The 26,588-nt window shown below is 67.5% G+C and carries 26 protein-coding genes; 15 read left to right on the top strand and 11 right to left on the bottom strand.

Translation table 11 applies throughout. The features are described from left to right. Positions 1–8: 8 nt before the first annotated feature. From trpS to sdhC, 7 genes are read right to left on the bottom strand one after another with little or no spacing between them, the layout of a single operon-like run. Positions 9–1,019 carry a tryptophan--tRNA ligase gene (trpS, locus tag ACFVV0_RS09620; RefSeq protein WP_387061631.1) on the bottom strand — a complete coding sequence of 337 codons (1,011 nt, stop codon included), beginning with the start codon at positions 1,017–1,019 and terminating at the stop codon, positions 9–11. A gap of 36 nt (positions 1,020–1,055) precedes the next feature. Beyond that, positions 1,056–1,892 (bottom strand): exodeoxyribonuclease III, encoded by an 837-nt coding sequence (locus ACFVV0_RS09615; RefSeq protein ID WP_387061629.1) that lies wholly within the window; start codon positions 1,890–1,892, stop codon positions 1,056–1,058. Positions 1,893–1,902: 10 nt separating this feature from the next. Further along, positions 1,903–3,099, bottom strand: a complete 1,197-nt coding sequence (locus ACFVV0_RS09610; RefSeq protein ID WP_387061626.1) for a YihY/virulence factor BrkB family protein — start codon at positions 3,097–3,099, stop codon at positions 1,903–1,905. Between the two features lie 52 nt (positions 3,100–3,151). After that, complete coding sequence (locus tag ACFVV0_RS09605) at positions 3,152–3,913, bottom strand: succinate dehydrogenase iron-sulfur subunit (protein ID WP_387061623.1); 762 nt, start codon at positions 3,911–3,913, stop codon at positions 3,152–3,154. After that, positions 3,913–5,715: a succinate dehydrogenase flavoprotein subunit gene (gene sdhA / locus ACFVV0_RS09600; RefSeq protein ID WP_387061620.1), complete on the bottom strand. Its 1,803-nt coding sequence runs from the start codon at positions 5,713–5,715 to the stop codon at positions 3,913–3,915. The genes ACFVV0_RS09605 and sdhA overlap by 1 nt, the downstream gene beginning before the upstream one ends. Before the next feature lie 36 nt (positions 5,716–5,751). Continuing rightward, entirely contained in the window at positions 5,752–6,198 is a 447-nt protein-coding gene (locus tag ACFVV0_RS09595; protein ID WP_387061617.1) for a succinate dehydrogenase hydrophobic membrane anchor subunit, read from the bottom strand. 2 nt (positions 6,199–6,200) lie between these two features. Then, entirely contained in the window at positions 6,201–6,539 is a 339-nt protein-coding gene (gene sdhC, locus ACFVV0_RS09590; RefSeq protein WP_387061803.1) for a succinate dehydrogenase, cytochrome b556 subunit, read from the bottom strand. Between the two features lie 231 nt (positions 6,540–6,770). Here sdhC and ACFVV0_RS09585 point away from each other — a divergent pair, with 231 nt between their 5' ends. Next, positions 6,771–6,995, top strand: a complete 225-nt coding sequence (locus ACFVV0_RS09585) for a hypothetical protein (protein ID WP_387061614.1) — start codon at positions 6,771–6,773, stop codon at positions 6,993–6,995. 12 nt (positions 6,996–7,007) lie between these two features. Here ACFVV0_RS09585 and ACFVV0_RS09580 read toward each other — a convergent pair whose 3' ends face one another. Beyond that, positions 7,008–8,132 carry a mannose-1-phosphate guanylyltransferase gene (locus tag ACFVV0_RS09580; RefSeq protein ID WP_387061612.1) on the bottom strand — a complete coding sequence of 375 codons (1,125 nt, stop codon included), beginning with the start codon at positions 8,130–8,132 and terminating at the stop codon, positions 7,008–7,010. 75 nt (positions 8,133–8,207) lie between these two features. On the opposite strand from ACFVV0_RS09580, the gene ACFVV0_RS09575 reads away from it, so the two are divergent. The 11 genes from ACFVV0_RS09575 to ACFVV0_RS09525 all read left to right on the top strand — a co-directional run bounded on the left by ACFVV0_RS09575 (position 8,208) and on the right by ACFVV0_RS09525 (position 19,787). Further along, a complete protein-coding gene (locus ACFVV0_RS09575; protein WP_387061609.1) occupies positions 8,208–9,383 on the top strand; it encodes a glycosyltransferase family 4 protein in 1,176 nt (391 codons plus the stop codon). 39 nt (positions 9,384–9,422) lie between these two features. Then, on the top strand, positions 9,423–10,553 hold the full coding sequence (locus ACFVV0_RS09570; protein WP_387061606.1) for a magnesium and cobalt transport protein CorA: 1,131 nt from the start codon (positions 9,423–9,425) through the stop codon (positions 10,551–10,553). 173 nt (positions 10,554–10,726) lie between these two features. Continuing rightward, complete coding sequence (locus ACFVV0_RS09565; RefSeq protein ID WP_387061603.1) at positions 10,727–11,806, top strand: BMP family protein; 1,080 nt, start codon at positions 10,727–10,729, stop codon at positions 11,804–11,806. A gap of 218 nt (positions 11,807–12,024) precedes the next feature. Then, complete coding sequence (locus ACFVV0_RS09560) at positions 12,025–13,560, top strand: ABC transporter ATP-binding protein (protein WP_387061599.1); 1,536 nt, start codon at positions 12,025–12,027, stop codon at positions 13,558–13,560. Next, positions 13,557–14,822 carry an ABC transporter permease gene (locus tag ACFVV0_RS09555; protein WP_387061596.1) on the top strand — a complete coding sequence of 422 codons (1,266 nt, stop codon included), beginning with the start codon at positions 13,557–13,559 and terminating at the stop codon, positions 14,820–14,822. Before ACFVV0_RS09560 ends, ACFVV0_RS09555 begins: the two co-directional genes overlap by 4 nt. Further along, positions 14,819–16,108, top strand: coding sequence for an ABC transporter permease (locus ACFVV0_RS09550; RefSeq protein ID WP_387061593.1), 1,290 nt, complete (start codon positions 14,819–14,821; stop codon positions 16,106–16,108). Before ACFVV0_RS09555 ends, ACFVV0_RS09550 begins: the two co-directional genes overlap by 4 nt. Continuing rightward, positions 16,105–16,554, top strand: a complete 450-nt coding sequence (locus ACFVV0_RS09545) for a cytidine deaminase (RefSeq protein WP_387061590.1) — start codon at positions 16,105–16,107, stop codon at positions 16,552–16,554. The genes ACFVV0_RS09550 and ACFVV0_RS09545 overlap by 4 nt, the downstream gene beginning before the upstream one ends. An 11-nt stretch (positions 16,555–16,565) precedes the next feature. Beyond that, positions 16,566–17,876: a thymidine phosphorylase gene (locus ACFVV0_RS09540; protein WP_387061587.1), complete on the top strand. Its 1,311-nt coding sequence runs from the start codon at positions 16,566–16,568 to the stop codon at positions 17,874–17,876. 37 nt (positions 17,877–17,913) lie between these two features. Further along, entirely contained in the window at positions 17,914–19,032 is a 1,119-nt protein-coding gene (locus ACFVV0_RS09535; protein WP_387061584.1) for an adenosine deaminase, read from the top strand. A gap of 24 nt (positions 19,033–19,056) precedes the next feature. Beyond that, positions 19,057–19,518, top strand: a complete 462-nt coding sequence (locus tag ACFVV0_RS09530; protein ID WP_387061581.1) for a PTS sugar transporter subunit IIA — start codon at positions 19,057–19,059, stop codon at positions 19,516–19,518. Next, positions 19,515–19,787: a PTS sugar transporter subunit IIB gene (locus ACFVV0_RS09525; protein WP_387061578.1), complete on the top strand. Its 273-nt coding sequence runs from the start codon at positions 19,515–19,517 to the stop codon at positions 19,785–19,787. The genes ACFVV0_RS09530 and ACFVV0_RS09525 overlap by 4 nt, the downstream gene beginning before the upstream one ends. 12 nt (positions 19,788–19,799) lie before the next feature. Here ACFVV0_RS09525 and ACFVV0_RS09520 read toward each other — a convergent pair whose 3' ends face one another. Further along, a complete protein-coding gene (locus ACFVV0_RS09520; protein ID WP_387061575.1) occupies positions 19,800–20,165 on the bottom strand; it encodes an ArsR/SmtB family transcription factor in 366 nt (121 codons plus the stop codon). A gap of 24 nt (positions 20,166–20,189) precedes the next feature. Here ACFVV0_RS09520 and ACFVV0_RS09515 point away from each other — a divergent pair, with 24 nt between their 5' ends. Then, entirely contained in the window at positions 20,190–21,392 is a 1,203-nt protein-coding gene (locus ACFVV0_RS09515; protein WP_387061571.1) for an MFS transporter, read from the top strand. 15 nt (positions 21,393–21,407) lie between these two features. Here ACFVV0_RS09515 and ACFVV0_RS09510 read toward each other — a convergent pair whose 3' ends face one another. Together ACFVV0_RS09510 and ACFVV0_RS09505 are read right to left on the bottom strand one after the other, a co-directional pair. Beyond that, complete coding sequence (locus ACFVV0_RS09510) at positions 21,408–23,141, bottom strand: phospho-sugar mutase (RefSeq protein WP_387061568.1); 1,734 nt, start codon at positions 23,139–23,141, stop codon at positions 21,408–21,410. Continuing rightward, on the bottom strand, positions 23,138–23,971 hold the full coding sequence (locus ACFVV0_RS09505) for a purine-nucleoside phosphorylase (RefSeq protein ID WP_387061565.1): 834 nt from the start codon (positions 23,969–23,971) through the stop codon (positions 23,138–23,140). Before ACFVV0_RS09505 ends, ACFVV0_RS09510 begins: the two co-directional genes overlap by 4 nt. A gap of 104 nt (positions 23,972–24,075) precedes the next feature. Here ACFVV0_RS09505 and ACFVV0_RS09500 point away from each other — a divergent pair, with 104 nt between their 5' ends. Then, entirely contained in the window at positions 24,076–25,512 is a 1,437-nt protein-coding gene (locus ACFVV0_RS09500; RefSeq protein ID WP_387061562.1) for an NAD(P)H-quinone dehydrogenase, read from the top strand. A gap of 211 nt (positions 25,513–25,723) precedes the next feature. Continuing rightward, positions 25,724–26,581 carry a type IV toxin-antitoxin system AbiEi family antitoxin domain-containing protein gene (locus tag ACFVV0_RS09495; protein ID WP_387061559.1) on the top strand — a complete coding sequence of 286 codons (858 nt, stop codon included), beginning with the start codon at positions 25,724–25,726 and terminating at the stop codon, positions 26,579–26,581. Positions 26,582–26,588: the final 7 nt, after the last annotated feature.

The raw sequence follows: 26,588 nt of genomic DNA, 5'->3' as shown, positions 1-26,588 counted from the left end.
GCGCGCGCTCACCGGGCCGGGCGCAGCAGGCCGATGCGGTCGTACACCTTGGCGAGCGTCACCTCGGCGACCTCGCTCGCGCGGTCGGCGTTGCGCGCGAGGATGCGGTCGAGTTCGGCCGGATCGCCCAGCAGTTCGAGGGCTCGGTCGCGCACGGGCGTGAACGTCTCCACCACGACCTCGGCGAGCCCCTTCTTGAAGTCGCCGTAGCCCTTGCCGTCGTACTCCAGCTCGATCGCCTCGACGGTGCGCCCGGTCAGCGAGGAGTAGATCGTCAGCAGGTTGGAGATGCCGGGCTTGCCCTCGCGGTCGAAGGAGATCACGCCGTCGGTGTCCGTGACGGCCCGCATGATCTTCTTCGCGCTCTTCGACGGCTCTTCCAGCAGCTGGATCAGCCCGGCCGGCGACTCGGCCGACTTCGACATCTTCGAGGTCGGGTTCTGCAGGTCGTAGATGCGCGCGCTGTCTTTGAGGATCATCGCCTGCGGTATGACGAAGGTGTCGCCGAACCGGCCGTTGAACCGCATCGCCAGGTCTCGGGTGAGCTCGACGTGCTGGCGCTGGTCGTCGCCGACCGGAACGATCTCCGAGTCGTAGAGCAGGATGTCGGCGGCCATGAGCACCGGGTAGGCGAACAGTCCGACCGAGGCCGCGTCCGTTCCCTGCTTGGCCGACTTGTCTTTGAACTGGGTCATCCGCGACGCCTCGCCGAACCCGGTGATGGTGTTCAGGATCCAGGCCAGCTGCGCGTGCGCCGCAACGTGCGACTGCACGTAGAGCGTCGACGCCGACGGATCGATGCCGGCGGCGATGTACTGCGCGGCTGTGCGGCGCGTCTTCTCGCGCAGCTCGGCCGGGTCTTGCGCAACGGTGATCGCGTGCAGGTCGACCACGGAGAAGAACGCGTCGTGGTTCGACTGGAGCTCTTTCCACTGGAGCAGCGCTCCGATGTAGTTGCCCAGGTGGAGCGAGTCGGCGGATGGTTGCATGCCCGAATACAGGCGGGGGAGTCTGGTCATGGGTTACCTCACGGGATTGTCGGAGCGTCAGAAGGGTCAGAGGGCGTAGTCGACGACCACGGGGGTGTGGTCGGACCATCGCTCGTCGTAGGCCGCAGCCCGGTCGACCGCGTACGACGTCGCCGTCGCCGCGAGAGCGGGGGTGGCGAGCTGGTAGTCGATGCGCCATCCGGTGTCGTTGTCGAACGCCTGGCCGCGCCAGGACCACCAGGTGTACGGGCCGTCGTCGTCGCGATGGAACTTGCGGCCCAGGTCGACCCAGCCGAGGCCGGCGCCGACGTTGTAGTCCTCGTCGTCTTCGGCGCCGAGGATGCGGTCGAAGTACGCACGCTCCTTCGGGAGGAAGCCCGCGCGCTTGACGTTGCCCTTCCAGTTCCGGATGTCGACGGTGCGGTGACCGACGTTGAGGTCGCCCATCACCACCGCGTACTCACTGTGCTTCTGAAGCTCGGGCAGGCGCGCTTCCATCGCATCCAGGAACGTGTACTTCTCGACCTGCTTGGGGGTGTCCGCCTCGCCCGAGTGCACATACGCGCTGACCACGGTGATGATCTTGCCGCCGACCTCGTAGTCGGCCTCCAGCCAGCGACCGGCGCTGTCGAAGTCCAGCGCACCGAGGTCGACCCGGTGGATGGACGCACGATGCCGGCTGGCGATCGCCACTCCGGCACGACCCTTCGCGGTGGCGGGATCGTGCAGGATGTCCCAGTCGTCGCCCAGGAGCTGCTGGATGTCTTCGGTGGAGGCGCGGACCTCCTGGATCGCGAGGATGTCGACGTCGCGATTGTCGAGCCAGCTCCCCATGCCCTTGCGGAAGGCGGCGCGGATGCCGTTGGTGTTGATCGTGGCGATTCGCAGGGACTTCGAAGGCATGAAAACAAGCCTAGCGGGGACTTCTGACGGTTCCCTCGTCCAGGATGTCGTTGAGCCGGTTCTGCGCGTGCTCGACGTCTCGCTGGGCGCGGAACCGGCCGAACCAGCGGGCGCGCGACAGGTCTGTCTGAGCATCCTGGAGCTCGGCTCTGGCCACGATGACGCGTGCGTCGTACTCTGCGGCGGCCTTCTCGGCGGCCGCCTGCTCGGGCGACACGACCCGCGGGGAGAGGCCGCGGTCGAACATCCCGACGGCGATCCAGGATGCGGAGAGCAGGATCACCCGGGAGACGAGGTTGAACCAGATGAGCAGCCCGATGAACACCGTGAAGGTCGCCAGCAGGGGGTTGCGCGTCGCGCCGCCGAGCAGCAGACCGCCGAGGGCGCTCAGGCCGGCCAGCGCGGTGCTGCCGAGGAGCGCCCCGAAGAAGAGGTTGCGCCAGGGGATCGAGACGCGGGCGAGCACCCGGAACATCACGCCGAGCGTGAAGATGTTGAGGATCACGGAGACGAAGAGGCCGGACACCCGCGCGACGAGCGCGGTCCAGAAGGAGTCGGCCATCCCGAGCAGGCCGAGGACGAAGGTGAGCGCCTCCGTGCTGGCGATCGTGAGCAGGGCGGAGACGATGAGCACGATTCCGAAGGCCAGCGCGAGCCCCAGGTCGCGGATCTTCTGCAGCGCGTAGTTGGTCGTGTCGCGTTGCAGGCCGAACACCGCCCGCACGGCCTGGCGGGTGTAGTACAGCCAGCCGATCGCGGTCCAGAGCAGGCCGATTCCGGCGACGAGGCCGGTCCAGCCGAAGGCCGACGCGTTCTGGAGTTCGGCGGAATCGATCGCACCGGGTTGATCGGGCGTGGAGATGAGGCCCGGCACAGCGCGGTTGATGAGGGTGACGAGTGCGTTGTAGAGGTCGGGGTTGGCTGTCAGCCAGAGACCGGCGACCGAGAAGCCCACCCAGACCGCGGCGAAGATGGCGAAGATGGCCTGGTACCCCATCCCGCTGGCGCGGAGGTTGCCGTCGCTGTGCGAGAAGTTGATGTAGACGCGGTACGGGCGGAGCTCTTTGACCCATTTGACCAGGCCGCTGACCTTCGCGACCGGTTTCTCGAGCCGCTCACGGAGAGGCTCGAGGGTGCCTTCGGCGCGCTGGGTCGACGGATCCGGATGGGTGAGCTGCACATCCTTCTTCGTCTTCTTGGCGGCCACGGCCCTCAGCCTAGCGAGTACCTCCAGCGCGACGTCGTGAGGACGATTCGGGTCAGCGGTGTCCTCGCATGATGGCCTGCTTGACCTCGGCGATGGCCTGCGTCACCTGGATGCCACGGGGGCACGCGTCGGTGCAGTTGAACGTGGTGCGGCAGCGCCACACGCCTTCCTTGTCGTTCAGGATGTCGAGGCGCACCTGCGCGTTGTCGTCACGGGAGTCGAAGATGAAGCGGTGGGCGTTGACGATCGCCGCCGGGCCGAAGTACTGGCCGTCGGTCCAGAACACCGGGCACGACGAGGTGCACGCGGCGCAGAGGATGCACTTGGTGGTGTCGTCGAAGCGGGCGCGGTCTTCAGGGGACTGGATGCGCTCCTTGTCCTTCGGCGGCGTCGAGTTCGCGACGAGGAAGGGCTGCACCTCGCGGAAGGACTCGAAGAACGGGTCCATGTCGACGATGAGGTCCTTCTCGAGCGGCAGGCCCTTGATCGCCTCGACGTAGATCGGCTTCGAGATGTCGAGGTCTTTGATCAGGGTTTTGCAGGCCAGGCGGTTGCGGCCGTTGATGCGCATCGCGTCCGAGCCGCACACCCCGTGGGCGCACGAGCGGCGGAATGTGAGCGATCCGTCCTGCTCCCACTTGATCTTGTGCAGGGCGTCCAGGATGCGGTCGGTCGGGAACATCTCGACGTCGAAGTCCTGCCAGCGCGGCTCGGTGTCGGTGTCGGGGTCGAACCGGCGGATGATCAGAGTGACCGTGAACGACTGGATCGGCGCTTCGGGGGCGGGCGGAGTATCGAGAACGGCGGTCGACATCAGTACTTCCTCTCCATCGGCTCGTAGCGGGTCACGACGACCGGCTTCCAGTCGAGACGAATGTGGTCGGCCGCGTCGGACGAGTGCGGGTCGCCCGACAGGTAGGCCATGGTGTGCTTCATGTAGTTCTCGTCGTCGCGCTTCGGGAAGTCGTCGCGCATGTGACCGCCGCGGCTCTCCTGGCGGTTGCGCGCCGAGAAGACGACCACTTCGGCGAGGTCGAGGAGGAAACCGAGCTCGACGGCCTCGAGCAGGTCGGTGTTGAACCGCTTGCCCTTGTCTTGCACGACGATGTTCTTGTAGCGCTCCCGGAGTCCGTGGATGGTCTCGGTCACCTTGGCGAGGGACTCGTCGGTACGGAACACCTGGGCGTTCTTGTCCATCTCGTCCTGCAGCTCCTTGCGGATGGCCGCGATGCGCTCGGTGCCGTTTCCGCTGCGGAGCCCGTCGATCATCCCGCGCACGTAGGCGGCGGGGTCTTCCGGCAGGGGCACTGCCGTCGCGGTCTTGACGTACTCGACCGCGTTCCTGCCGGAGCGCTTGCCGAAGACGTTGATGTCGAGGAGCGAGTTGGTTCCCAGGCGGTTGGAGCCGTGGACGGAGACGCAGGCGCATTCGCCCGCGGCGTAAAGGCCCGGCACGACGGTCGTGTTGTCGCGGAGTACCTCGGCGTTGTTGTTCGTTGGGATGCCGCCCATCGCGTAGTGCGCGGTCGGCATCACGGGCACCGGCTCCACGACCGGGTCGACGCCCAGGTAGGTGCGGGCGAACTCGGTGATGTCGGGGAGCTTGGTCTCAAGCACCTCGGCGCCCAGGTGGGTGCAGTCGAGGAGCACATAGTCCTTGTGGGGGCCGGCGCCTCGACCCTCTGCGACCTCCTGCACCATGCACCGGGCGACGATGTCGCGCGGCGCCAGGTCTTTGATGGTCGGTGCGTACCGCTCCATGAATCGCTCACCGCTCGCGTTGCGGAGGATCGCGCCCTCGCCGCGGGCGCCCTCGGTGAGGAGGATGCCGAGGCCGGCCAGGCCCGTCGGGTGGAACTGGAAGAACTCCATGTCTTCGAGCGGGAGCTTCTTGCGCCAGATGATGCCGACGCCGTCGCCCGTGAGGGTGTGCGCGTTGGAGGTGGTCTTGTAGATCTTGCCGAAGCCGCCCGTGGCGAAGATGATCGCCTTCGAGTGGAACACGTGGAGCTCACCGGTGGCGAGTTCGTAGGCGACGACGCCGGCGGGCTGATCGACCCCGTCGACCTCGTTCATGATCACGTCGAGCACGTAGTACTCGTTGAAGAAGTTGATGCCGAGCCTGACGCAGTTCTGGAACAGCGTCTGCAGGATCATGTGGCCGGTGCGGTCGGCCGCGTAGCAGGCGCGGCGCACGGGAGCCTTGCCGTGGTCGCGGGTGTGACCGCCGAAGCGCCGCTGGTCGATCTTGCCCTCGGGCGTGCGGTTGAAGGGCAGGCCCATGTTCTCGAGGTCGATGACCGCGTCGATCGCCTCTTTGGCGAGGATCTCGGCCGCATCCTGGTCGACCAGGTAGTCACCGCCCTTGACGGTGTCGAAGGTGTGCCACTCCCAGCTGTCCTCTTCCACGTTGGCGAGCGCGGCGGCCATTCCGCCCTGCGCCGCACCGGTGTGGGAACGGGTCGGATACAGCTTGGAGATCACCGCGGTCTTGGCGTGGGGTCCCGCTTCGATCGCTGCTCGCATCCCCGCGCCTCCGGCGCCGACGATGACGATGTCGAACTCGTGATAGTGGACGCCGTCGATGACGGTGGACTCAGACGTTTCAGTTGTCACAGCTTTTTTCCGTAGTCGTTGGCTACTTGAGAGGAGTTAGTTGACCGGGCAGAACGACGGCAGCAGATCGGCCGGGGCGCCTGCGGGGCACGGTTCGAAGGTGAAGATGACGAGCGTTCCGAGCACGACCAGTACGACGACGGCAGCGGCGATGGCCCATTTGAGGATGCGGTTGACCGTCTTGTTGTGCGCGTAGTCGTTGACGAGGGTGCGCATCCCGTTGCCGCCGTGGATGAGCGCCAGCCACAGCATCAGGAGGTCCCACACCTGCCAGAACGGGGTGGCGTACTTGCCGCCGATGAACGCGAAGTCGATCTGCTTGACGCCTTCGCCCATCACGAGGTTCACGAACAGGTGGCCGAAGATGAGGACGATCAGGACGACGCCCGAGATCCTCATGTAGATCCAGCCCCACTTCTCCCAGTTGACGCCCTTGCGGCGTGCGGGACGGGCGGGGCTGCGGGGGGCTTCAATGGTCGTCATGACTAGTTGGCCTCCCCGAAGATGTGGATGAGCTGCACCGGAACGAAGCCGGCCATCAGAACGACCCAGAGCACGATCACGATGTAGAACATGACCTTCTGGTACTTGACGCCCTTGCTCCAGAAGTCGATGGCGATGATGCGCAGGCCATTGAACGCGTGGAAGATGATCGCGCCGACGAGGGCGATCTCGCCGAGGCCCATGATCGGGTTCTTGTACGTGCCGATCACCGCGTTGTACGCCTCGGGGCTGACCCGGATGAGCGATGTGTCGAGAATGTGCACGAGGAGGAAGAAGAAGATGGCGACGCCCGTGATGCGGTGCAGCACCCACGACCACATTCCCTCTCGGCCCCGGTACAGTGTTCCGCCCGGCCGGTTCTTGGTCGGTTGCAGGGTTCCTGCCGCTTGGTCTGGCACGAACAACCCTCCCTGGTTGTGATCGCAACGAACGCGCGAGAGCGCAATGCAAGTGTATGCCGCCCGCGCTGGAGCCGCTGGTTAGGAGGGCCTAACTATCTCGACGTCGAGAGAAATCTTGCGCACACGGAGGAGCGGCGTACCGTCCGCGGCATGACGCAGAACGAACCGATCATGGACGGCAGCGCCGACGCGAGCAGGGATGCGAAGGTGCAGGGAATCGTGGAGCAGCTGACGGCGGACATGCAGTTGCGCCCGCAGGAGGACGGCGAGAGGCTGCTCCGCGAGCGTCTGACTGACGCGGGCATCGAGCTCGACGATGCGGAGATCCACCGGCTCGCGAAGGGCGTGCAGCGCGGGCCGTCGCAGGTCGACTAGCGGGTCGCAGGCCTACAGCACGTCGGTCGAGCCGGTGAGCTTGAGGGCGTCGACCACGGCCTTCACGCGCTGGGCGTGCTCACTCGTGGTGACGAGGAGCGCGTCGGGTGTGTCGACGACGACGATGTCCTTCACGCCGATGAGGCTGATCACGCGGCCGGACTGACTGATGACGATGCCGCTCGACGCATCCGAGAGCACGCGTGCGTTCTCGCCGAGGATGGCGAGATCGGACTTGCGGCCGCCGGAGTTGAGTTTGGCGAGGGATGCGAAGTCGCCGACGTCGTCCCAGTCGAAGTAGCCGGGGATGACCGAGAGATTGCCCTCGGCCGCCGCCGGCTCCGCGACGGCGTAGTCGATCGCGATCTTCTTGAGCTCCGGCCAGATGCGGTCGACCGCCGGTCCACGGGTGGCGGGGTCGTCCCAGGCGGCTGCGAGCTCCAGGAGACCGGCGAGCAGCTCGGGCTCCGAGCGTCCGATCTCCTCGAGCAGCCGGTCGGCACGGGCGATGAACATCCCGGCGTTCCAGAGATAGGCGCCGCTGGACACGTAGCCTTCGGCGGTGGCGAGGTCGGGCTTCTCGACGAACTTCGTGACCGAGATGGCGCTCGGCGCCCCGTCGATGGCGATCTCGGCACCGGTGTGGATGTATCCGAAGCCGACGGCGGGCTCCGTGGGCCGGATGCCGATGGTGGTGATGTAGCCCGCATTCGCCGATGCCACGGCCTCGCGCACGGCCGAGGCGAAGAGCCGCTGGTTCTTGATCACGTGGTCGGCCGCGAACGATCCGATGATCACCCCGGGCTCGCGTCGTTCGAGGATCGCCGCGGCCAGCCCGATCGCGGCGGTCGAGTCGCGCGGCTCCGACTCCAGCACGATGTTCGGATCGGCGAGCGCCGGAAGCTGTTTCTCCACGGCGGCGCGGTGCGCGCGACCGGTGACCACCATGATCCGTTGCTCGCCCGACAGGGGCGCGAGCCTGTCCCAGGTGTCGCGCAGCAGTGTCTGCCCGGATCCCGTGAGGTCGTGCAGGAACTTCGGCGCATCAGCCCGCGAGAGCGGCCACAGCCGGGAGCCGATGCCTCCGGCGGGGATCACGCTGTAGAAGCGGTCGATGGGGGAGTGAGCGCGAGCCATGCCGAAAGGATACAGAGCGGTTCCGGACACCCGCTGTTCACGGGTCGGCCACTCGGCCGCCGTAGCGTGCGAAGCATGCGGATCGCCGTCGTCAGCGAGAGCTTCCTCCCCACTGTGAACGGGGTCACCACGAGTGTCTGCCGGGTGCTCGATCACCTGGCCGAAGCGGGACACGAGGCCATCGTGATCTGCCCCGACGCGGGAGCGCCGGCCGAGTACGCGGGCTTCCGCGTGCACCAGGTGCCGTCGTTCGCCTACCGGCAGTTCCCGGTGGGGCTGCCCAGCCCGCAGGTGCAGCGCATCCTGAGCGCCTTCGAGCCCGACGTGCTGCACGCCGCTTCGCCGTTCCTGCTCGGGGCGCAGGGCATCGCGGCGGCGAACCGGCTGGGCATCCCGTCGGTCGCGATCTACCAGACCGACGTCGCCGGGTTCGCCCGCCGCAACGGACTCGGGATGACCTCCGCCATCGCGTGGAAGTACGTGCGCTGGGTGCACGACGGGGCCGATCTCACGCTGGTCCCCTCGGCAGCGTCGGAATACGACCTCCGCACGGCGGGTGTGCAGCGACTGGCGCGCTGGGGACGCGGGGTCGACCTCGAGCGCTATCACCCCAACAACCGGAGCACTCCGGCGGCACGCGAGTTGCGCGAGCGGCTCTCGCCCGACGGAGAGCTCGTCGTCGGGTACGTCGGACGCGTCGCCCCCGAGAAGCAGGTTGAGCGCCTTGCCGCGCTCCGGGGCATCCGGGACGTTCACATCGCCATCGTCGGCGACGGACCCGCGCGGCCCGCCGTCGCCGCGGCACTGCGGGGGATGCCCGTGACCTGGCTCGGACGCCTGGGCGGGGCAGACCTCGGCGCGGCGTATGCGGCATTCGACATCTTCGCCCACACCGGGTCGGAGGAGACGTTCGGTCAGACGGTCCAGGAGGCGCACGCATCCGGGCTGCCCGTCGTCGCCCCGCGCGCGGGTGGGCCGATCGACCTCGTCGAGCACGGCGTCGACGGACTGCTCTTCCCCTCGGGCGACGACAGCGCCCTGCGGGCCGGGGTCGGGATGCTCGTGGCCGACGCGGGACTCCGCTTGCGGATGGGCGAGGCCGGCCGTCGTGCCGTGCTCGGCCGATCGTGGTCCGTGATCTGCGACGAGCTGGTGCAGCACTATGCCAGCGTCATCCTGGCTCGGGCCGAAGAGATCCAGCGCATCGGCAGGGAGCGCGCGTACAGTGGGGTGGCCCTTCCGAAGGGCTGAACCGTACTGACCACAGCTGGATCCACACGGAGGTGACCCATGGCCCCCAACACCAATCGACGCATTCCGATGCCGTTCGTCTCGCGGGCACGGCGGGTGGATCCTCCCTCAACGAGCACGGCCACGGACGTCGAGCCCCGCGACCAGCGGCCGAGCATGGTCGACAGCGCGATCTATTCGAAGGGCCGCCGCGTCGCTTCGCCGCGCTCACTGTCCGAGACCTACCGCGCCCTCGACGAGACGCCCGACGGTGTCGCCTGGATCGGCCTCTACCGGCCGAGCGAGCAGGAGCTCATGTCGCTGGCCGAGGAGTTCGGACTCCACCAGCTGGCCATCGAGGACGCGATCGTCGCCCACCAGCGGCCCAAGCTGGAGCGGTACGACAGCGTGCTCTTCGTCGTGCTCAAGGCGGCGAACTACCTCGACGTGCCCGAGGAGGTCGACTTCGGTGAGCTGCACCTCTTCGTCGGGCCGAACTTCGTCATCACGGTGCGCCACAGCGAGTCGCCCGACCTGTCGCATGTGCGTCAGCGCATGGAGCGCGAACCGGAGCTGCTCGCTCTCGGCACCCAGGCCATCCTGTACGCGATCATCGACGCGGTCGTGGATGCGTACAGCCCGGTCGTCGCGGGCCTCGCCAACGACATCGACGAGATCGAGACGCAGGTGTTCGGCGGCGATGCGCTGGTGTCGCGGCGCATCTACGAGCTGTCCCGCGAGGTCATCGACTTCCAGCGGGCGACGCATCCGCTCACCTCGGTGATGATCGCGCTCGAGCACGGGTCGGAGAAGTACGGCGTGACGCAGGAGCTGCAGCGCGGGCTGCGCGACGTGTCCGACCACCTCATCCTCGTCAACGAGCGGGTCGACGGATTCCGTCAGCTGTTGCGCGACATCCTCACGGTGAACTCGACCCTGGTGTCGGAACGCCGCAACGAGGAGATGGCCGGGCTCGCCCACTCGACGCACCGGCAGGGAGAAGAGGTGAAGAAGATCTCGTCCTGGGCGGCGATCCTCTTCGCACCCTCGCTCGTCGCGGGGATCTACGGCATGAACTTCACGCATATGCCCGAATTGGATTGGCCGTTGGGCTATCCGCTCGCCGTGCTCGCGATGCTCGGATTGAGCACCGTGCTCTACGTGGTGTTCCGCAAACGCGGCTGGCTGTAACCCGGCTAGGGGACAGCCGATTGTCGCCTGCTCAAATGAGCAGGCGACAATCAGGCGCGCGTTTGTAACGCTTACATGAAGATGCCGGATATTCGAACAAGGCAGTTCGTCACATTCGGTAACGTGAAACCAAATGGCCTCACCCGTAGGCCTGCATCTTGGAGGACACCACCTTGAGAACCACAGCGCGTAAGGCCGGCTTGCTCGGTCTGGCGGCGGTCGGCGTAATGTCGCTGCTCGCCGCATGTTCGGCGGCACCGTCGGACACCTCGACGTCGGGAGCCGCGAAGAGCGACTTCCTGCCCTGCATGGTCTCCGACTCCGGCGGATTCGACGACCACTCGTTCAACCAGCTCGGCTTCGAAGGCCTCAACCAGGCCGCCGACAAGCTCGGAGTGACGCCGAAGTCGGCCGAGTCCAAGAGCGAGAACGACTTCGCCCCCAACATCCAGAGCATGGTCGACGCGAACTGCAACCTCGTCGTGACCGTCGGCTTCCTGCTTGCCGACGCCACGAAGAAGGCTGCTGCCTCGAACCCCGACGTCGACTTCGCCATCATCGACGACAGCTCGATCACGGCCGACAACGTCAAGCCGATCATCTTCGACACCGCTCAGGCCGCGTTCCTCGCGGGCTACGCTGCGGCGAGCTACTCGAAGACCGGCATCGTCGGCACCTTCGGCGGTATGCAGATCCCGACCGTCACCATCTTCATGGACGGCTATGCCGACGGCGTGAAGTACTTCAACGAGCAGAAGGGCAAGTCCGTCAAGGTCGTCGGCTGGGACGTCGACGCTCAGAACGGCCTGTTCACCGGTGGCTTCGACGCCAACGAGACGGCGAAGAACACCGCTCAGGGCGTCATCGACCAGAACGCCGATGTGATCATGCCGGTCGGTGGCCCGATCTACCAGAGCGCCGCGGCAGCCATCAAGGACTCCGGCAAGTCGATCGCGATGATCGGTGTCGACGCCGACGTCTTCGAGTCCGACCCGAGCGTGAAGGACTTGCTCCTCACCTCGGTCATGAAGGGCATGAAGCCGGCCGTGAACGACGTCGTCACCACGGCGGCCGACGGCAAGTTCGACAGCACCCCGTACGTGGGAACGCTGAAGAACGACGGCGTCGGAATCGCTCCGTTCCACGACTTCGAGTCGAAGGTCGACCCGGGCCTGCAGGGCGAGCTCGACAAGATCAAGGCGGGCATCATCGACGGATCGATCAAGGTCACGTCGCCGTCTTCGCCGAAGTAATCCAGCAACACCAAGAGTGACGGGGAGGTCAGCGCATGCTGGCCTCCCCGCCCTTTTGACCCCTGGCGAGTTGCGCATCCGGTCTTGTGATGGTTGCTCAAGTGAGCACACACTGACATATGTGCAAGAGGTTAGGGTGAATACGCGCATCGAGGCCCACCTGCCGTTTCGCGCGCTTTCGCTCCACCCGGGCGAGTAGAGAAGGAAACCCCACCCGAATGAAGCTCGAACTTCGCGGCATCACCAAACGGTTCGGTGCCCTGGTCGCGAACGACCACATCGACCTGACTGTCGAGCCAGGCGAGATCCACTGTCTCCTCGGTGAGAACGGCGCCGGCAAGTCCACGCTGATGAACGTCCTCTACGGTCTGTACCAGGCCGAAGAGGGTGAGATCCTCCTCGACGACGAGGTCCAGAAGTTCTCCGGCCCCGGTGACGCGATGAAGGCGGGCATCGGCATGGTGCACCAGCACTTCATGCTCATCCCGGTATTCACCGTCGCCGAGAACGTGATGCTCGGACACGAGCAGACGAAGTTCGGCGGGCGTCTCGACCTGCCGGCTGCGCGCAAGCGCGTGCGCGAGATCTCGGCCCGCTTCGGCTTCGACATCGACCCGGACGCGCTCGTCGAAGATCTGCCCGTCGGCGTGCAGCAGCGCGTGGAGATCATCAAGGCGCTCTCCCGCGAGGCGAAGGTGCTCGTGTTCGACGAGCCGACCGCCGTGCTGACCCCTCAGGAGACCGACGAGCTGATGGAGATCATGCGCCAGCTCAAGGCGCAGGGCACGGCCATCATCTTCATCACGCACAAACTCCGTGAAGTGCGTGAGGTCGCCGACCGCATCACGGTCATCCGCCTCGGCAAGGTCGTCGGCGAGGTCGAGCCCACCGCGTCGAACACCGAGATGGCGTCGATGATGGTCGGCCGTGCCGTCTCCCTGACCGTCTCCAAGACCCCCGCGACGCCGGGCGCCCCCGCGCTCGTCGTGCGCGACCTGTCGGTGATCGACCCGATCGGCCAGATGGTCGTCAACCGGGTGAGCTTCGATGTGAAAGCGGGGGAGATCCTCGCCGTCGCCGGTGTTCAGGGCAACGGGCAGACCGAGCTGACAGAGGCGATCCTCGGGCTGCAGCCCCGAGTCGAGGGCGAGATCGAGCTCGACGGCCGGAGCATCCAGGGCCACAGCGTGCGCAGGGTGCTCGACGCCGGAGTCGGGTTCATCCCCGAGGACCGCAACGAGGACGGCCTCGTGAGCGAGTTCAGCATCGCGGAGAACCTCATGCTCGACCGGTCGGCCGGAGCGCCCTTCGTGAAGGGCGGAAACCTGCAGCTCGGCTATCTCAACGAGTTCGCCGAAGAGAAGGTGCGCGAGTTCGATGTGCGCACCCAGTCGATCGAGACCAAGGTCGGCCGGCTCTCGGGCGGCAACGCTCAGAAGGTCGTGCTCGCCCGCGAGCTCAGCCGCGAGCTTCGGCTATTCGTCGCGGCCCAGCCCACCCGTGGGCTCGACGTCGGCTCGATCGAGTTCGTGCACAAGCGCATCGTCGAGACCCGGGATGCGGGCATCCCCGTCATCGTCGTCTCGACCGAACTCGACGAGGTGGCCGCGCTCGCCGACCGCATCGCGGTGATGTACCGCGGCGGAATCGTAGGAATCGTGCCGGGGAACACGTCGCGCGACGTGCTCGGCCTCATGATGGCCGGCGAATCGCCGGAGGATGCGCAAGCAGCAGTGAACGGAGCGGCAGTATGAGCGGGACCGAGACGGCCCCGGGCCTGACCAAGCCGGAGACGCCGGGCGAGGAGCCCTCGCGCTGGAGCAAGGCCGTCCGCGAGATGATGGGCGGCTCCGTCGTCATCTCGATCCTCGCGGTGGTGCTCGCCCTGGTGGTCGGCGCCATCCTGATCGCCATCACGGATCCCGACGTGCAGCGGGCGGCGGGGTACTTCTTCGCCCGCCCCGGCGACACGTTCGTCGCGATCTGGAACTCGGTGTCGAGCGCGTACACCTCGATGTTCCAGGGCGCGATCTACAACTTCCGCCGGCCGACCTTCTCCGCGGGCATCCGGCCGCTCACCGAGACGCTGACCTTCGCCACCCCGCTGATCGTCGGCGGACTCGGCGTCGCCCTCGCCTTCCGGGTCGGCATGTTCAACATCGGTGGCCAGGGACAGATCCTCATCGCCGCCGCCTGCTCCGCCTGGGTCGGCTTCTCGTTCAACCTGCCGCCGGTCATCCACCTGGTCGTCGCGGTCCTGGCCGGCATCGCGGGCGGTGCCGTCTGGGCTGGAATCGTGGGTGTGCTCAAGGCGAGAACCGGTGCGCACGAAGTGATCGTCACGATCATGCTGAACTACATCGCGTTCTACCTGATCTCGTACCTGCTGCGCACGAAGGGTCTGCTGCAGGCGCCGGGGTCGAACAACCCGAAGGCGCCGCCGATCAAGGACACCGCCATCTTCCCGCCGCTGTTCGGCGTGCAGTACAACCTGACCTGGGCGCTGATCGTGGTCATCGGGGCGACGGTCTTCGTCTGGTGGCTGATCAACCGGTCGAACCTCGGCTTCCGTTTCCGTGCGGTCGGCGAGAACCCGAACGCCGCCCGCGTCGCCGGCATCAACGTGAAGAACATGTACCTCTACGCGATGCTGATCGCCGGTGGCCTCATCGGGATCGCAGGCGCCAATCAGGCCCTCGGCGTCTTCCCGTCGGGCATCAGCTCGGGCGTGGATGCGGGCATCGGCTTCGACGCCATCACGGTGGCCCTGCTCGGACGCTCCAGGCCGTGGGGCGTGTTCGTCGCCGGTCTGCTGTTCGGCGCCCTCAAGGCCGGTGGATACACGATCCAGGCGGCCAACGACATCCCGATCGACATCGTGCTCGTCGTCCAGTCCCTCATCGTGCTGTTCGTCGCGGCGCCGCCGCTGGTGCGCGCGATCTTCCGCCTGCCGACACCCGGGCAGACGCCCCGGAGATCCGGTCCCATCGTCACGAAGGAGGTGGCGGCCAAGTGAGCACCGCGACACCGGTCATCCCCGATCAGTCCCCGATCGTTCTCGAGAAGGCGCAGATCCGCAGCTGGAAGGCGCCGATCGCCTTCGGCATCTTCGTGGTCATCAGCCTGATCCTGTTCTTCGGGTTCCCCCGCCACGGAACCAGCACGTTCAAGTTCACCGAGACCAGCGACACCATCGCGCTGCCGAACCTGGTCGTCGACACCTTCAGCACGACGGTCATCGTGACGATCATCCTCGTGATCCTCACCCTGGTGAGCGCCTACCTCGCGTGGCAGGCCCGCAAGGCGAGCCTGTGGCTGGTCATCGGCTTCGCGCTGGTCTTCATGTTCGGGTTCCTGGCCTGGGCCGGCTCGGGCGAGCTGCCCATCCCCATCACCGGACTGCTCCTCGGAACGGTCAGCCTGTCGGTGCCACTCGTGTTCGGAGCCCTCGGTGGCGTGATCTCGGAGCGTTCCGGTGTCGTCAACGTGGCGATCGAGGGCCAGCTGCTCGCCGGCGCGTTCGTGTCGGCGATGACGGCGACTCTCACCGGGAGCTGGGCGGTCGGACTGTTCGCCGCCCTCATCGCGGGCGTCCTGGTCTCGTTCGTGCTCGCCGCCTTCTCGATCAAATACCTGGTCGACCAGGTGATCGTCGGTGTCGTGCTCAACGTGCTCGTCACCGGCCTCACGAGCTTCCTCTACTCGAAGGTGCTCGCACAGAACCCCGACCTGCTCAACCGCCCGCCGCGTCTGCCGGAGTGGCCGATCCCGCTGCTCAGCGACATCCCGATCATCGGGCCGGTGCTCTTCCACCAGACGATCATCGAGTACCTCATGTACATCGCGATCTTCGCGGTGTGGTTCGGACTGTTCCACACACGATGGGGTCTGCGCGTGCGGTCGGTCGGCGAGCATCCCGAAGCCGCCGACACCGTCGGCATCAACGTGAACAGCACCCGGTTCTGGAACGTCTCCCTCGCGGGCGCGGTCGCGGGACTCGGCGGTGCGTACTTCACGCTCGGTTCGGTGGGCGCGTTCTCGAAAGAGATGACGGCCGGTCAGGGCTTCATCGCCCTCGCCGCGGTCATCTTCGGGCGCTGGCACCCCATCAAGGCCACTCTCGCCGCCCTGCTGTTCGGGTTCGCGACCAACCTGCAGAACGTGCTCGGCACGATCGGTTCGCCGGTTCCCAGCGAGTTCATGCTGATGCTGCCCTACGTGGTGACGATCTTCGCGGTCGCCGGGCTCGTCGGGCTCTCGCGGGCCCCAGCAGCCGACGGAAAGCCGTACATCAAATCATGAGCACCGTGCCACCGACGGACGGCCCGCGCATCGACTGGGAGGCGCTTCGCGCAGCCGCGCGCGAGGCGATGACCCACGCGTACGCGCCGTACTCGAACTTCCCGGTCGGCGCCGCCGCACTCGTCGACGACGGACGCACGATCGTCGGCTGCAACGTGGAGAACGCCAGCTACGGCGTCACCCTCTGCGCCGAGTGCGGGCTCGTGTCGCAACTGCACATCTCAGGCGGCGGCCATCTCGTGGCGTTCACCTGCGTTGACGGGCACGGCAACATCCTGATGCCGTGCGGCCGCTGCCGGCAGCTGCTGTACGAGCACTCGGCCGAAGGGATGCTGCTGGAGACGGTCTCCGGCATCCGCACCATCGACGAGGTGCTCCCGGATGCGTTCGGGCCGCGCCAGCTCGTCGCCTACGCCGCAGAAGACGCCGCAGAACACAACGATTAAGGACCTCTGACTTGACCAGCACCTCCGGCACCGTCGAGGCTTTCGACGCCGTCGACCTCATCCACACCAAGCGCGACAGCGGCGAACTCTCCACCGCCGAGATCGACTGGCTGATCGACGCGTACACCCGCGGCTACGTCGGCGACGAGCAGATGGCCGCGATGACGATGGCGATCTTCCTCAACGGCATGACCCGTCGTGAGATCAAGGACCTCACGATGGCGATGATCGCGTCGGGGGAGCGGATGAGCTTCGACGGTCTGGGCAAACCGACCAGCGACAAGCACTCCACCGGCGGGGTCGGCGACAAGATCACCTTGCCGTTGATGCCGCTCGTCGCGACCTTCGGCGTTGCCGTGCCGCAGCTCTCGGGGCGCGGTCTCGGGCACACGGGCGGCACGCTCGACAAGCTCGAGAGCATCCCCGGCTGGCGCGCGAACCTGACCAACCAGGAGATGTTCGACCAGTTGCGCGACGTCGGCGGTGTGATCTCGGCCGCCGGCTCCGGCCTCGCGCCGGCGGACGGCAAGCTGTACGCGCTGCGCGACATCACCGGAACGGTCGAGGCGATCCCGCTGATCGCATCCTCGATCATGAGCAAGAAGATCGCCGAAGGCACGGGTGCACTCGTGCTCGACGTCAAGTTCGGCTCGGGAGCCTTCCTCAAAGACATCGAGAAGTCGCGTGAGCTGGCGCGCACGATGGTGGCCCTCGGCACGGATGCCGGGGTTGCGACCTCCGCCCTGCTCACGAACATGAACGTGCCCCTCGGCTTCGCCATCGGCAACGCCAACGAGGTTCGCGAGTCCGTCGAGGTGCTGGCAGGCGGCGGACCGGCCGACGTCGTCGAGCTGACCGTCGAGCTGGCCCGCGAGATGCTCGCCCTCGCCGGAAAGACGGATGTGGACGTCGAGGCCGCTCTGAAGGACGGTCGCGCGATGGACAAGTGGCGCGAGGTCATCCGCGCCCAGGGCGGCGATCCGGATGCGGCACTCCCGGTCGCCAAGGAGACCCACACCGTCGTCGCCGAGCGCGACGGCGTTCTCGTCGAGCAGCAGGCGCTCCCGTTCGGCATCGGTGCGTGGCGCCTCGGCGCCGGGCGCGCCCGCAAGCAGGACCCGGTGCAGCACGCCGCCGGCATCGATCTGCACGCGAAACCCGGCGACACCGTGCGCGCCGGGCAGCCGCTGTTCACGCTCTCGGCCGACGAGCCCGCCCGCTTCGAGCGGGCCCTCGAGGCCGTCGCGGGCGCCTACCGCATCGGAGACGCCGGCGACCCCGTGCTCACCGGCGGCCCCCTCATCGCCGACCGCATCTCCTGACCCGGCGACGGCGTCGCAGACCGATAGATTGATGAGCATGAGCGAAGAGAACCAGACGTACACGCTGAGCGACGGAACAGACATCGGGGCGCTCCCGAAGGTGTCGCTGCACGACCACCTCGACGGCGGGCTGCGGCCGGCGACGATCGTCGAGCTGGCATCCGGGATCGGCCTCGAACTGCCGGCGACGGATGCGCGCGAGCTGGGCGCCTGGTTCGCCGAGAAGTCCAACTCGGGCTCGCTCGTCGAATACCTCAAGACGTTCGACATCACCACCGCGGTCATGCAGACGCGCGAGGGTCTCGGGCGCGTCGCACGCGAGTTCGTGCAAGACCTCGGAACCGACGGCGTCGTCTACGGCGAGATCCGCTGGGCCCCTGAGCAGCATCTCGGCGGCGGCCTCAGCCTCGACGAGACGGTCGAAGCCGTGCAGGAGGGCATCGAGCAGGGCATCGAGGATGTGCGCGGCACCGGCCACCCCATCCGGATCGGGCAGCTCGTCACCGCCATGCGCCACAACGACCGCGGCCTGGAGATCGCCGAGCTCGCCGTACGCCACCGCGACCGTGGCGTCGTCGGCTTCGACATCGCCGGACCCGAGGCCGGCTTCCCGGCCGGCAACCATCGCGCCGCGTTCGACTACCTCGCCGCACAGTTCTTCCCGACCACGGTGCACGCCGGCGAGGCCGACGGGCTCGAGAGCATCCGCGGCGCCCTCCTCGACGGTCGTGCGCTTCGACTCGGCCACGGAGTTCGCATCGCCGAGGACATCGTGATCGAGCGTCAGGACGACGAGAACACCTACGTGACCCTCGGCCTCCTGGCCCAGTGGGTGAAGGACCGTGAGATCGCGCTCGAGACGAGCCCGACCTCCAACCTGCAGACCGGCGCGATCGCCGCGTGGGGCGACGACATCCTCGACCACCCGTTCGACCTGCTCTACCAGCTCGGATTCCGCGTGACGGTGAACACCGACAACCGCCTGATGAGCGGCACGACACTCACGCGCGAACTGAGCATCCTGGCCGATGCGTTCCAGTACGACCGCACCGACCTCGAGGTGTTCCAGCTGAACGCGGCGGCGTCGACATTCCTCTCTCTCGAAGAGCGCGAAGAGCTCGCCGACATCATCACAGCGGGTTTCGAGGGTTCCTAGTTCCCGTACCGATACGCTGAAGGTATGCCACTGCCGCCCCTCCCCGATTCCGCCATCACTGTCGGAGCGCATGCGTCCGACTGGCGCGATGCGGTGGAGCTCGCGGGAGCTGCCCTCGTTCGCTCCGGCGCGACCGAGGAGGGCTACGGAGCCCGCATGATCCAGGTGATCGACGAGTTCGGCGCCTACATCGTCATCGCTCCGGGGCTCGCGCTGGCTCACGCCCGACCCGGTCCGGACGTGCTCACCGACGGCCTCTCGGTCGTCACGCTCGCCGAACCCGTCGTCTTCGGGCACCCGCACAACGATCCCGTCAGCGTCGTCATCGGGCTCGCCGTAGCGACTCCGGATGCGCACGTCACCTCGGTCGCCGAGCTCGCCAACATCTTCAACGACCCGGGCGCGATCCCCGCGCTCGCAGCAGCATCCGACGTCGCCGAGGTCCAGAGCATCATGGCCGCCAGCGGCGAGGGGGCCGCGCGATGAAGATCGTCGCCATCTGCGGTGCCGGGGTGGGAACATCCGGCATCCTCAAGGTGAACGCCGAGCGCGTGCTCGACCGGCTCGACATCGATGCGGACGTGACGGCGTCCGACCTGGCCAATGTCGCCACCGCAGCCGCCACCGCTCAGGTCATCCTGACGTCGCCGGAGCTGGTCGACCGGATCGGCCCGACCAACGCCGACGTCGTCGTGGTCGACAACTATTTCGACCTCGACGAGATCGAGCGCAAGCTCGAGGAAGCGCTCGGCTAGGCTGCGTCCGAACTAACGCGGCGTCGCGATCAGAGCGTCGACCAGTCCGGGAAAACGTTCGTCGAGTTCGCGGCGGCGAAGCTGGATGGCGTGGGTGCGCCCGTTCACGATGGTCAGGGTCACACCTGCCTCGCGCAGGGCCTTGAAATGGTGCGACAGGGTCGATTTCTGCACCTCGAATCCCCACTCCGCGCCGCTCTTGGAGTGCGGTTCGCCGTCGGCGAGCACCCGCACGATCTGAAGCCGGATGGGGTCGGCCACCGCTCGGAGGAGGTCGACGAGCTGCACGTCGGACATCTCGGGGGCTGGGTAGTCGGCCGACATCGGTTCTCCGGTGGGATGGTTCGCTGGGCTGTACGAGAATAGTTTGACACTCATCGAACTATTCTCTACAGTGATCGTATGACTTCTGTCGAACAATCGTATCGTACGCCGACTCTGAAGCTTCTCGTGCTGGCTCTCGCGATGTTCGTGGTCGGTACCAACGCCTTCGTCATCGCGGGACTCCTTCCCGACATCGCCGGAGACCTGCACGCAACGCCGACGCAGGTGAGCTACTCGATCACGTCGTACTCTCTGGTCGTCGCGGTCGCCGCGCCCGTCATCTCCGTGCTCCTTCCGCGGGTACCGCGCGCGACGTTGATGGCCGCGGGCCTGGCGGTCTTCGCCATCGGCGGTGCGCTGGCCGTCTCGGCGACGTCTCTTCCCCTGTTCCTCATCGGGCGCACGTTCTCGGGTATCGGCGGCGCCGCCCTCGTACCGACGGCGACGGCGGCCGCCGCGTCGCTGGCACGCCCGGAGCAGCGCGGGCGCGCACTCGCGATCGTCGGCGCCGGGTTCACGCTCGCGACGGCCATCGGCTCACCGTTCGGAACGGCTCTCGGCGGAATCGCGGGTTGGCGCCTGCCCCTGTGGTTGCTCGTCGGTGTCGCCGCGGTGCTCGTCGTCGCGATCCCGCTGTTCGTCCGGGCCGTGCCGATCGCCCCGGCCGTGTCGCTGCGCCAGCGGATCGCACCGCTCGCCGACCCGCGGGTGCTCGCGCCACTGGGAACGACTCTGCTGATGATCGCCGGGTTCAACATCGTGTACATCTTCAGCGCATCCGTCACCCACGCCTCGACCGGCGGATCCGGTGCCCTGCTCGCCGCGCTCCTCCTGGCCTACGGGGTGGCGGGCGTCGCCGGGAACATCGTCGCCGGGCCGCTCACCGACCGCTTCGGAAGCCGGGCGACGGCGATCGTCGCGCTCGGCGGGCAGATCGCGGCGCTCGCGGTGCTGCCGTTCGTGGAGTCGTCGTTCGTGGCCTCCGTCATCGTGTTCGCCGTGTGGGGCGTGGCCGCGTTCGCCATCGCGATCCCGGTGCAGCACCGGCTCGTCACCGTCGAGCCCGAATCGGCAGCGCTCGCGCTGTCGTGGTACTCGACCGCGATGTACGTCGGGATCGCGGTCGCCCCGCCGCTGGGCTCGGCGGCGCTGGCGCTCGGCGGCCCGGAGGCGGTTCCCGCCCTCGGCGCCGCTGTCACAGCGGTGGCCCTGGTGCTGTTCATCGCCGGCTACGCGCGCCGACGCGCAGCAGCGCCCGCTGCGGCCGCGCCGGCTCCGTGACGACGTTGCTCGCGCTTATCCGGCGGTGAGTTCGCGCATTACGTCTCCGAGCGCGGCGACGCGCGCCTCGGCCGTCGCCCGTCGCTCCTCGACGGTGCCAACGTCACTCGACGCGTCGATGTAGATCTTCAGCTTCGGCTCCGTGCCGCTCGGGCGGACCATCACCCGCGATCCGTCCGCGAGCAGGATGCGCAGCACATCGCTCGGGGGGATCGATCCGAAGCCGTCGCTCAGATCGTCGATCTGCGTCACTTCGACAGCGCCGAGGGCTTGCGGCGGGGTGGCCCGCAGCGACGCCATGATCCGGTCGATGTCGCTGAGATCGGTGACCCGGATCGAGATCTGATCGGAGGCGAAGAAGCCGAACTCCTCGGCGAACTCCGTCAGGTGGTCTCCGATGGTGCGGCCCTCGGCGGCGAGTGAGGCCGCGAGGTCGAGGAACGCGGTCGCGGCCGAGATCCCGTCCTTGTCGCGGATCGTCTCCGGGTTCACCAGATAGCCGAGCGCCTCCTCGAATCCGTAGACGAGGCCAGGTGCGCGGGAGACCCACTTGAAACCGGTGAGGGTGTCTTCGAAGTCGAGACGGTACGCATCCGCCACCGCCTTCAGTGCGGGCGACGACACGATCGAGCACGCGAGAGCGCCGAACGCCGCCTCGTCGGGCCCGGCCGCCGCCTCGGCCAGCCGGGCAGCGCGCCAGCCGAGCAACGCGCCCACCTCGTTCCCGCTGAGCCGGCGGTACCCGGCCTCGCTCGACGCATCCGGAATCGCCACGGCGAGCCTGTCGGCGTCGGGATCGTTCGCGATCACCAGATCGGTTCCCGCGGCGCGCGCGGCCGCGAAGGCGAGGTCCATCGCGCCCGGTTCCTCCGGGTTGGGGAACGCCACGGTCGGGAAGGCGGGATCGGGGTCGATCTGCTCGGCGACGATGGTCGGCTCAGCGAATCCGGCTTTCGAGAAGACCTGTCGAGCCGTGCGCCAGCCGACACCGTGCATCGCCGTGTAGACGAACGAGACCGCATCCCGCGGAGCCGTCGAGCTCGCGACGGCGGCGGTGGCGTCCACGTACTCCTGCTCCAGGGACTCGGGTGCGACCTCGTACGTCTCGGCTCGCGGGAGGTCGCTGATGCTCGAAGCTGCGACCTCCAGGATGTGCGCGGCGATCTCCGCATCCACCGGCGACACGATCTGGGAACCGTGATCCTCGCCGCCCAGGTAGACCTTGTACCCGTTGTCGTTCGGCGGGTTGTGGCTTGCGGTGACCATGACGCCCGCACTCACGTCGAGATGGCGCACGGCGAACGCGAGCACCGGGGTCGGCATCAGGCGCGGCAGGAGGATGGCGCGCACGCCCGCGCCCGCCATGAGCTCCGCGGTGTCACGGGCGAAGACATCCGAGTTCTTGCGTCCGTCGTAGCCGATGACGACCGATGGGGTCGTGCCTTCGGCATGCTCGAGGAGGTAGCGGGCGAATCCGGCGGCCGCCTGTGCGACCAGCACCCGGTTCATCCGGTTGGGTCCTCCCGAGATCTCCCCGCGCAGACCGGCCGTGCCGAAGGCGAGACGCGTGTCGAAGCGCGCGTGCAGGTCGTCCAGGGCCGCCTGCGATCCGCTCTCGCCGGCGAGGGCGAGCTGCTGCAGTTCATCGCGGGTCTCCGGATCGGGGTCCTGCGCGATCCAGGAACGCACCTGTTCGAGCAGGTCGGCGTCGTCCCCAGCGGAGACGTCGCGCGTGTGCGCGGCGTTCACAGCGCCCCCACGATCTTCGCCAGCAGGGCGCTGATCACCGGCTCGGCCTCACGTCCGGCCTCGATGACTTCCTGGTGGCTGAGCGGCGTCTTCTGGATGCCGGCGGCCAGGTTGGTGATGAGCGACATCCCGAGGATCTCCATGCCGGCCTGCCGCGCGGCGATCGCTTCGAGCGCCGTCGACATGCCGACGATGTGGCCGCCGATGGTCTTCGCCATCTGCACTTCGGCCGGGGTCTCGTAGTGCGGTCCGCGGAACTGCGTGTACACGCCTTCGTCGAGGCCCGGCTCGATCCCCCTGGCGATCGCGCGCAGCCGTGCCGAGTACAGATCGGTCAGGTCGATGAACGTCGCGCCCTCGAGCGGCGAGTCGGCGGTGAGGTTGATGTGGTCGCTGATCAGAACGGGCGTGCCCGGCTTCCAGCTCTCCTTGATGCCGCCGGCGCCGTTGGTGAGGATCATCGTGGTGGCGCCCGCCGCAGCCGCGGTGCGCACGCTGTGCACGACCCGGCGAACGCCGTGGCCCTCGTAGTAGTGGGTGCGTGCGCCGATCACGAGCGCGCGCTTCCCGCTGGGGAGGAGCACCGAGCGGAGCGTGCCGACGTGGCCCGCCAGCGCGGGAGCGCTGAAGCCGACGATCTCGGCGGCGGGGATGGTCGCGGTCGTCTCGCCGATGAGGTCGGCCGCCTTCCCCCATCCGCTGCCCAGGGTCAGAGCGATGTCGTGCTTCGCGACGCCGGTCTTCTCGGCGAGCTGTTCTGCGGCCTGCCGGGCGACCTCGAAAGGGTCGGTGGCCAGGTCATCGAGCGGGTTCGTGATGGTTTCAGGCATGGACCAACTCTATTCGGATGGTGCCGCCGATCGCCTCCGCGTCCGGATGCGCATCGGCGCGAGAACGTGCGGGAGAACCCCGCAACGTGCGCGAGAATAGAGGTATGGCCTATGAATTCGAGCGCAAGCAGAGAATCGCTGTACTCGGAGGGGGGCCAGGAGGATACGAAGCGGCCCTCGCCGGCGCGCAGCTCGGAGCGGACGTGACCGTCGTCGAACGCCTCGGTGTCGGCGGCTCGGCCGTGATCACCGACGTGGTGCCGTCGAAAAGCCTCATCGCCACGGCCGAGGCGGCGAACGCCATCGGCGAGGCGGCAGACCTCGGCGTTCAGTTCTTCAGCCGTGGCGACCACGGCAAGCCCGTTCGTCCGGATGTCGCGGTCAACCTCGCCGCGGTCAACAAGCGCCTGATGGGCCTCGCCCGCCAGCAGTCGGAGGACATGCGGGCAGAGCTCATGCGGGCCGGCGTGCGCATCGTCACGGGCGAAGGACGCCTCGACGGGTCGAGCGCGATCATCGTGTCGACGGCCAAGGGCGACACGGGAACCGACTTCGACCGGATCGAGGCAGACACCTTCGTCATCGCGACGGGGGCGAGCCCGCGCATCCTGCCGTCTGCTGTGCCCGACGGGGAGCGCATCCTCACCTGGACCCAGCTCTACGACCTCCCGCACGTGCCTGAGCACCTCATCGTCGTCGGCTCGGGTGTCACCGGAGCCGAGTTCGCGTCCGCGTACACCGCGCTCGGCTCGAAGGTCACCCTCATCTCGAGCCGCGACCAGGTGCTGCCCGGCGAGGACGCCGACGCCGCCCGTGTGATCGAGAACGTCTTCAAGCGCAACGGGATGCAGGTGCTCTCGAAGTCCCGCGCCGAGTCCATCGTGCGCACGGAGAACGGTGTCGTCGCCACCCTCACCGACGGACGCACCATCGAGGGCAGCCACTGCCTCATGGCCGTCGGCTCCGTGCCGAACACCGAAGGCATCGGACTCGAGGAGGCGGGCGTGCAGCTCACCGAATCCGGGCACATCCGGGTCAACCGCGTCGCCCGCACCTCGGTCCCCAACATCTACGCCGCCGGAGACTGCTCCGACCTGATGCCGCTCGCGTCGGTCGCCGCGATGCAGGGACGCACCGCCGTCTTCCACGCGATGGGGGATGCGGTCAACCCGTTCGAACTCCGAAACGTCACCTCCAACATCTTCACCCAGCCCGAGATCGCGACCGTGGGCTGGAACCAGAAGCAGATCGAGGAGGGCATCGCCCAGGGGGACATCTACAAGCTGCCGCTCAAGTCCAATCCCCGCGCCAAGATGCTCGGCATCAAGGACGGCTTCGTCAAGCTCTTCGCACGCACCGGGTCGGGCACGGTCATCGGCGGCGTGATCGTGGCACCGCGCGCATCCGAGCTCATCTTCCCGCTGGCGCTCGCCGTCGAGCACCGTCTCACGGTCGACCAGGTGGCCCGCGCCTTCACCGTCTACCCCTCCCTCTCCGGCTCCATCTCCGACGCCGCGCGCGCGATGCACATCGTGCTGTAGCGCGGGCCTGGCTGGCCGGCCAGCCGGCCAGCTGCCCAGCCCGGCCAGCTGGCCAGCGTCGGAGATTTCGCCGGTTTTCACGCCACTTCTCCGTCCCGACGGACAAATCCTCGGCGTGTCGATCGATTACTCCTTCGTTCCACACGCCGCCGTTGTCCACCGGTTTCCCCGCACTGCCCATGACTCTCGCGCTGCTCGCCAGACTCGGTTCATGCAGTGGATTCATCACCTCAGTTCCCGCGGCGGGATCGCGAGCCGGGCGGAGCTGACCCGCGCGGGCGCGCATCCCATCGAACTCACTGCCGCGGTCCGGGCGGGCCGGATCGTTCGGCCGCGACGCGGAACCTACGCCCTGGCAGACACGACCGGGCCCATGCTCGAGGCCGCGCGGCTCGGCGCCAGACTGAGTTGCGTCTCCGCGGCCCGAAGCTACGGATGGTGGGCCGGATTCGATCCCCGGCTGCACCTTCGCGTATCGGCCAGTGCGCGGAGCCTGCCTGAGCTCGGCCCGGATGTCGTGGTCCATTGGAAGAATTCGGGCGCGGCGCGCGAGATCTGGCGCGTCTCGCCCGCCGATTGCCTGCGGAGCGTGGTGCGCTGCGCCGACACGGAGACCGCGGTCGCCGTCCTCGACACCGCGGTGGCGAGCGGCAGCGTGCGCTTGAGTGATCTCCGTGCCTGGTTCGAGACCGAACCGAAGTGGACGGGGTTTGTCGCGGAACGGGCCCGCCCAGGATCGGAGTCGGGAATCGAATCGATCGTCAGGCAACGGCTCACCGCGGCCGGTCATCTCGTGGAGCAGCAGGTGACCGTGCCGGGGGTCGGCCGGGTGGATCTGCGGATCGACGGATGGCTCTTCGTCGAACTGGACGGATTCGCCTATCACTCGAGTCGGGAGGCGTTTGAGCGGGACCGCATCCGGGATCTCGCGTTCGCGACACAGGGCGAGCGGAGGTTGCGGTTCACGGCGAATCAGGTGTTACGGGAGTGGGATGCCGTGCGGGACGCGATACGAACGGTCCTCAGTCAGGAAGTATCGCGCGCCGCGTCGGCGATTCATCCGTCATGACGGAGAT

It is taken from the genome of Leifsonia sp. NPDC058230 (assembly GCF_042882245.1).
GTDB lineage: Bacteria > Actinomycetota > Actinomycetes > Actinomycetales > Microbacteriaceae > Leifsonia.
Note: the sequence above shows the minus strand (reverse complement) of the source record. Positions and strands in the feature narration are given on the sequence as shown.

What these genes read in the sequence shown, in the direction of transcription:
- ACFVV0_RS09605 (WP_387061623.1), bottom strand. Translation starts at nt 3,913, where the DNA reads ATGTCGACCGCCGTTCTCGATACTCCGCCCGCCCCCGAAGCGCCGATC.
- ACFVV0_RS09580 (WP_387061612.1), bottom strand. Translation starts at nt 8,132, where the DNA reads ATGGCTCGCGCTCACTCCCCCATCGACCGCTTCTACAGCGTGATCCCC.
- ACFVV0_RS09500 (WP_387061562.1), top strand. Translation starts at nt 24,076, where the DNA reads ATGGCCTATGAATTCGAGCGCAAGCAGAGAATCGCTGTACTCGGAGGG.
- ACFVV0_RS09530 (WP_387061581.1), top strand. Translation starts at nt 19,057, where the DNA reads ATGCCACTGCCGCCCCTCCCCGATTCCGCCATCACTGTCGGAGCGCAT.
- ACFVV0_RS09560 (WP_387061599.1), top strand. Translation starts at nt 12,025, where the DNA reads ATGAAGCTCGAACTTCGCGGCATCACCAAACGGTTCGGTGCCCTGGTC.
- ACFVV0_RS09495 (WP_387061559.1), top strand. Translation starts at nt 25,724, where the DNA reads ATGCAGTGGATTCATCACCTCAGTTCCCGCGGCGGGATCGCGAGCCGG.
- sdhC (WP_387061803.1), bottom strand. Translation starts at nt 6,539, where the DNA reads ATGTGGTCGTGGGTGCTGCACCGCATCACGGGCGTCGCCATCTTCTTC.
- ACFVV0_RS09555 (WP_387061596.1), top strand. Translation starts at nt 13,557, where the DNA reads ATGAGCGGGACCGAGACGGCCCCGGGCCTGACCAAGCCGGAGACGCCG.
- ACFVV0_RS09545 (WP_387061590.1), top strand. Translation starts at nt 16,105, where the DNA reads ATGAGCACCGTGCCACCGACGGACGGCCCGCGCATCGACTGGGAGGCG.
- trpS (WP_387061631.1), bottom strand. Translation starts at nt 1,019, where the DNA reads ATGACCAGACTCCCCCGCCTGTATTCGGGCATGCAACCATCCGCCGAC.
- ACFVV0_RS09535 (WP_387061584.1), top strand. Translation starts at nt 17,914, where the DNA reads ATGAGCGAAGAGAACCAGACGTACACGCTGAGCGACGGAACAGACATC.
- ACFVV0_RS09525 (WP_387061578.1), top strand. Translation starts at nt 19,515, where the DNA reads ATGAAGATCGTCGCCATCTGCGGTGCCGGGGTGGGAACATCCGGCATC.
- ACFVV0_RS09575 (WP_387061609.1), top strand. Translation starts at nt 8,208, where the DNA reads ATGCGGATCGCCGTCGTCAGCGAGAGCTTCCTCCCCACTGTGAACGGG.
- ACFVV0_RS09615 (WP_387061629.1), bottom strand. Translation starts at nt 1,892, where the DNA reads ATGCCTTCGAAGTCCCTGCGAATCGCCACGATCAACACCAACGGCATC.
- ACFVV0_RS09570 (WP_387061606.1), top strand. Translation starts at nt 9,423, where the DNA reads ATGGCCCCCAACACCAATCGACGCATTCCGATGCCGTTCGTCTCGCGG.
- ACFVV0_RS09520 (WP_387061575.1), bottom strand. Translation starts at nt 20,165, where the DNA reads ATGAGTGTCAAACTATTCTCGTACAGCCCAGCGAACCATCCCACCGGA.
- ACFVV0_RS09505 (WP_387061565.1), bottom strand. Translation starts at nt 23,971, where the DNA reads ATGCCTGAAACCATCACGAACCCGCTCGATGACCTGGCCACCGACCCT.
- ACFVV0_RS09595 (WP_387061617.1), bottom strand. Translation starts at nt 6,198, where the DNA reads ATGACGACCATTGAAGCCCCCCGCAGCCCCGCCCGTCCCGCACGCCGC.
- ACFVV0_RS09585 (WP_387061614.1), top strand. Translation starts at nt 6,771, where the DNA reads ATGACGCAGAACGAACCGATCATGGACGGCAGCGCCGACGCGAGCAGG.
- ACFVV0_RS09515 (WP_387061571.1), top strand. Translation starts at nt 20,190, where the DNA reads ATGACTTCTGTCGAACAATCGTATCGTACGCCGACTCTGAAGCTTCTC.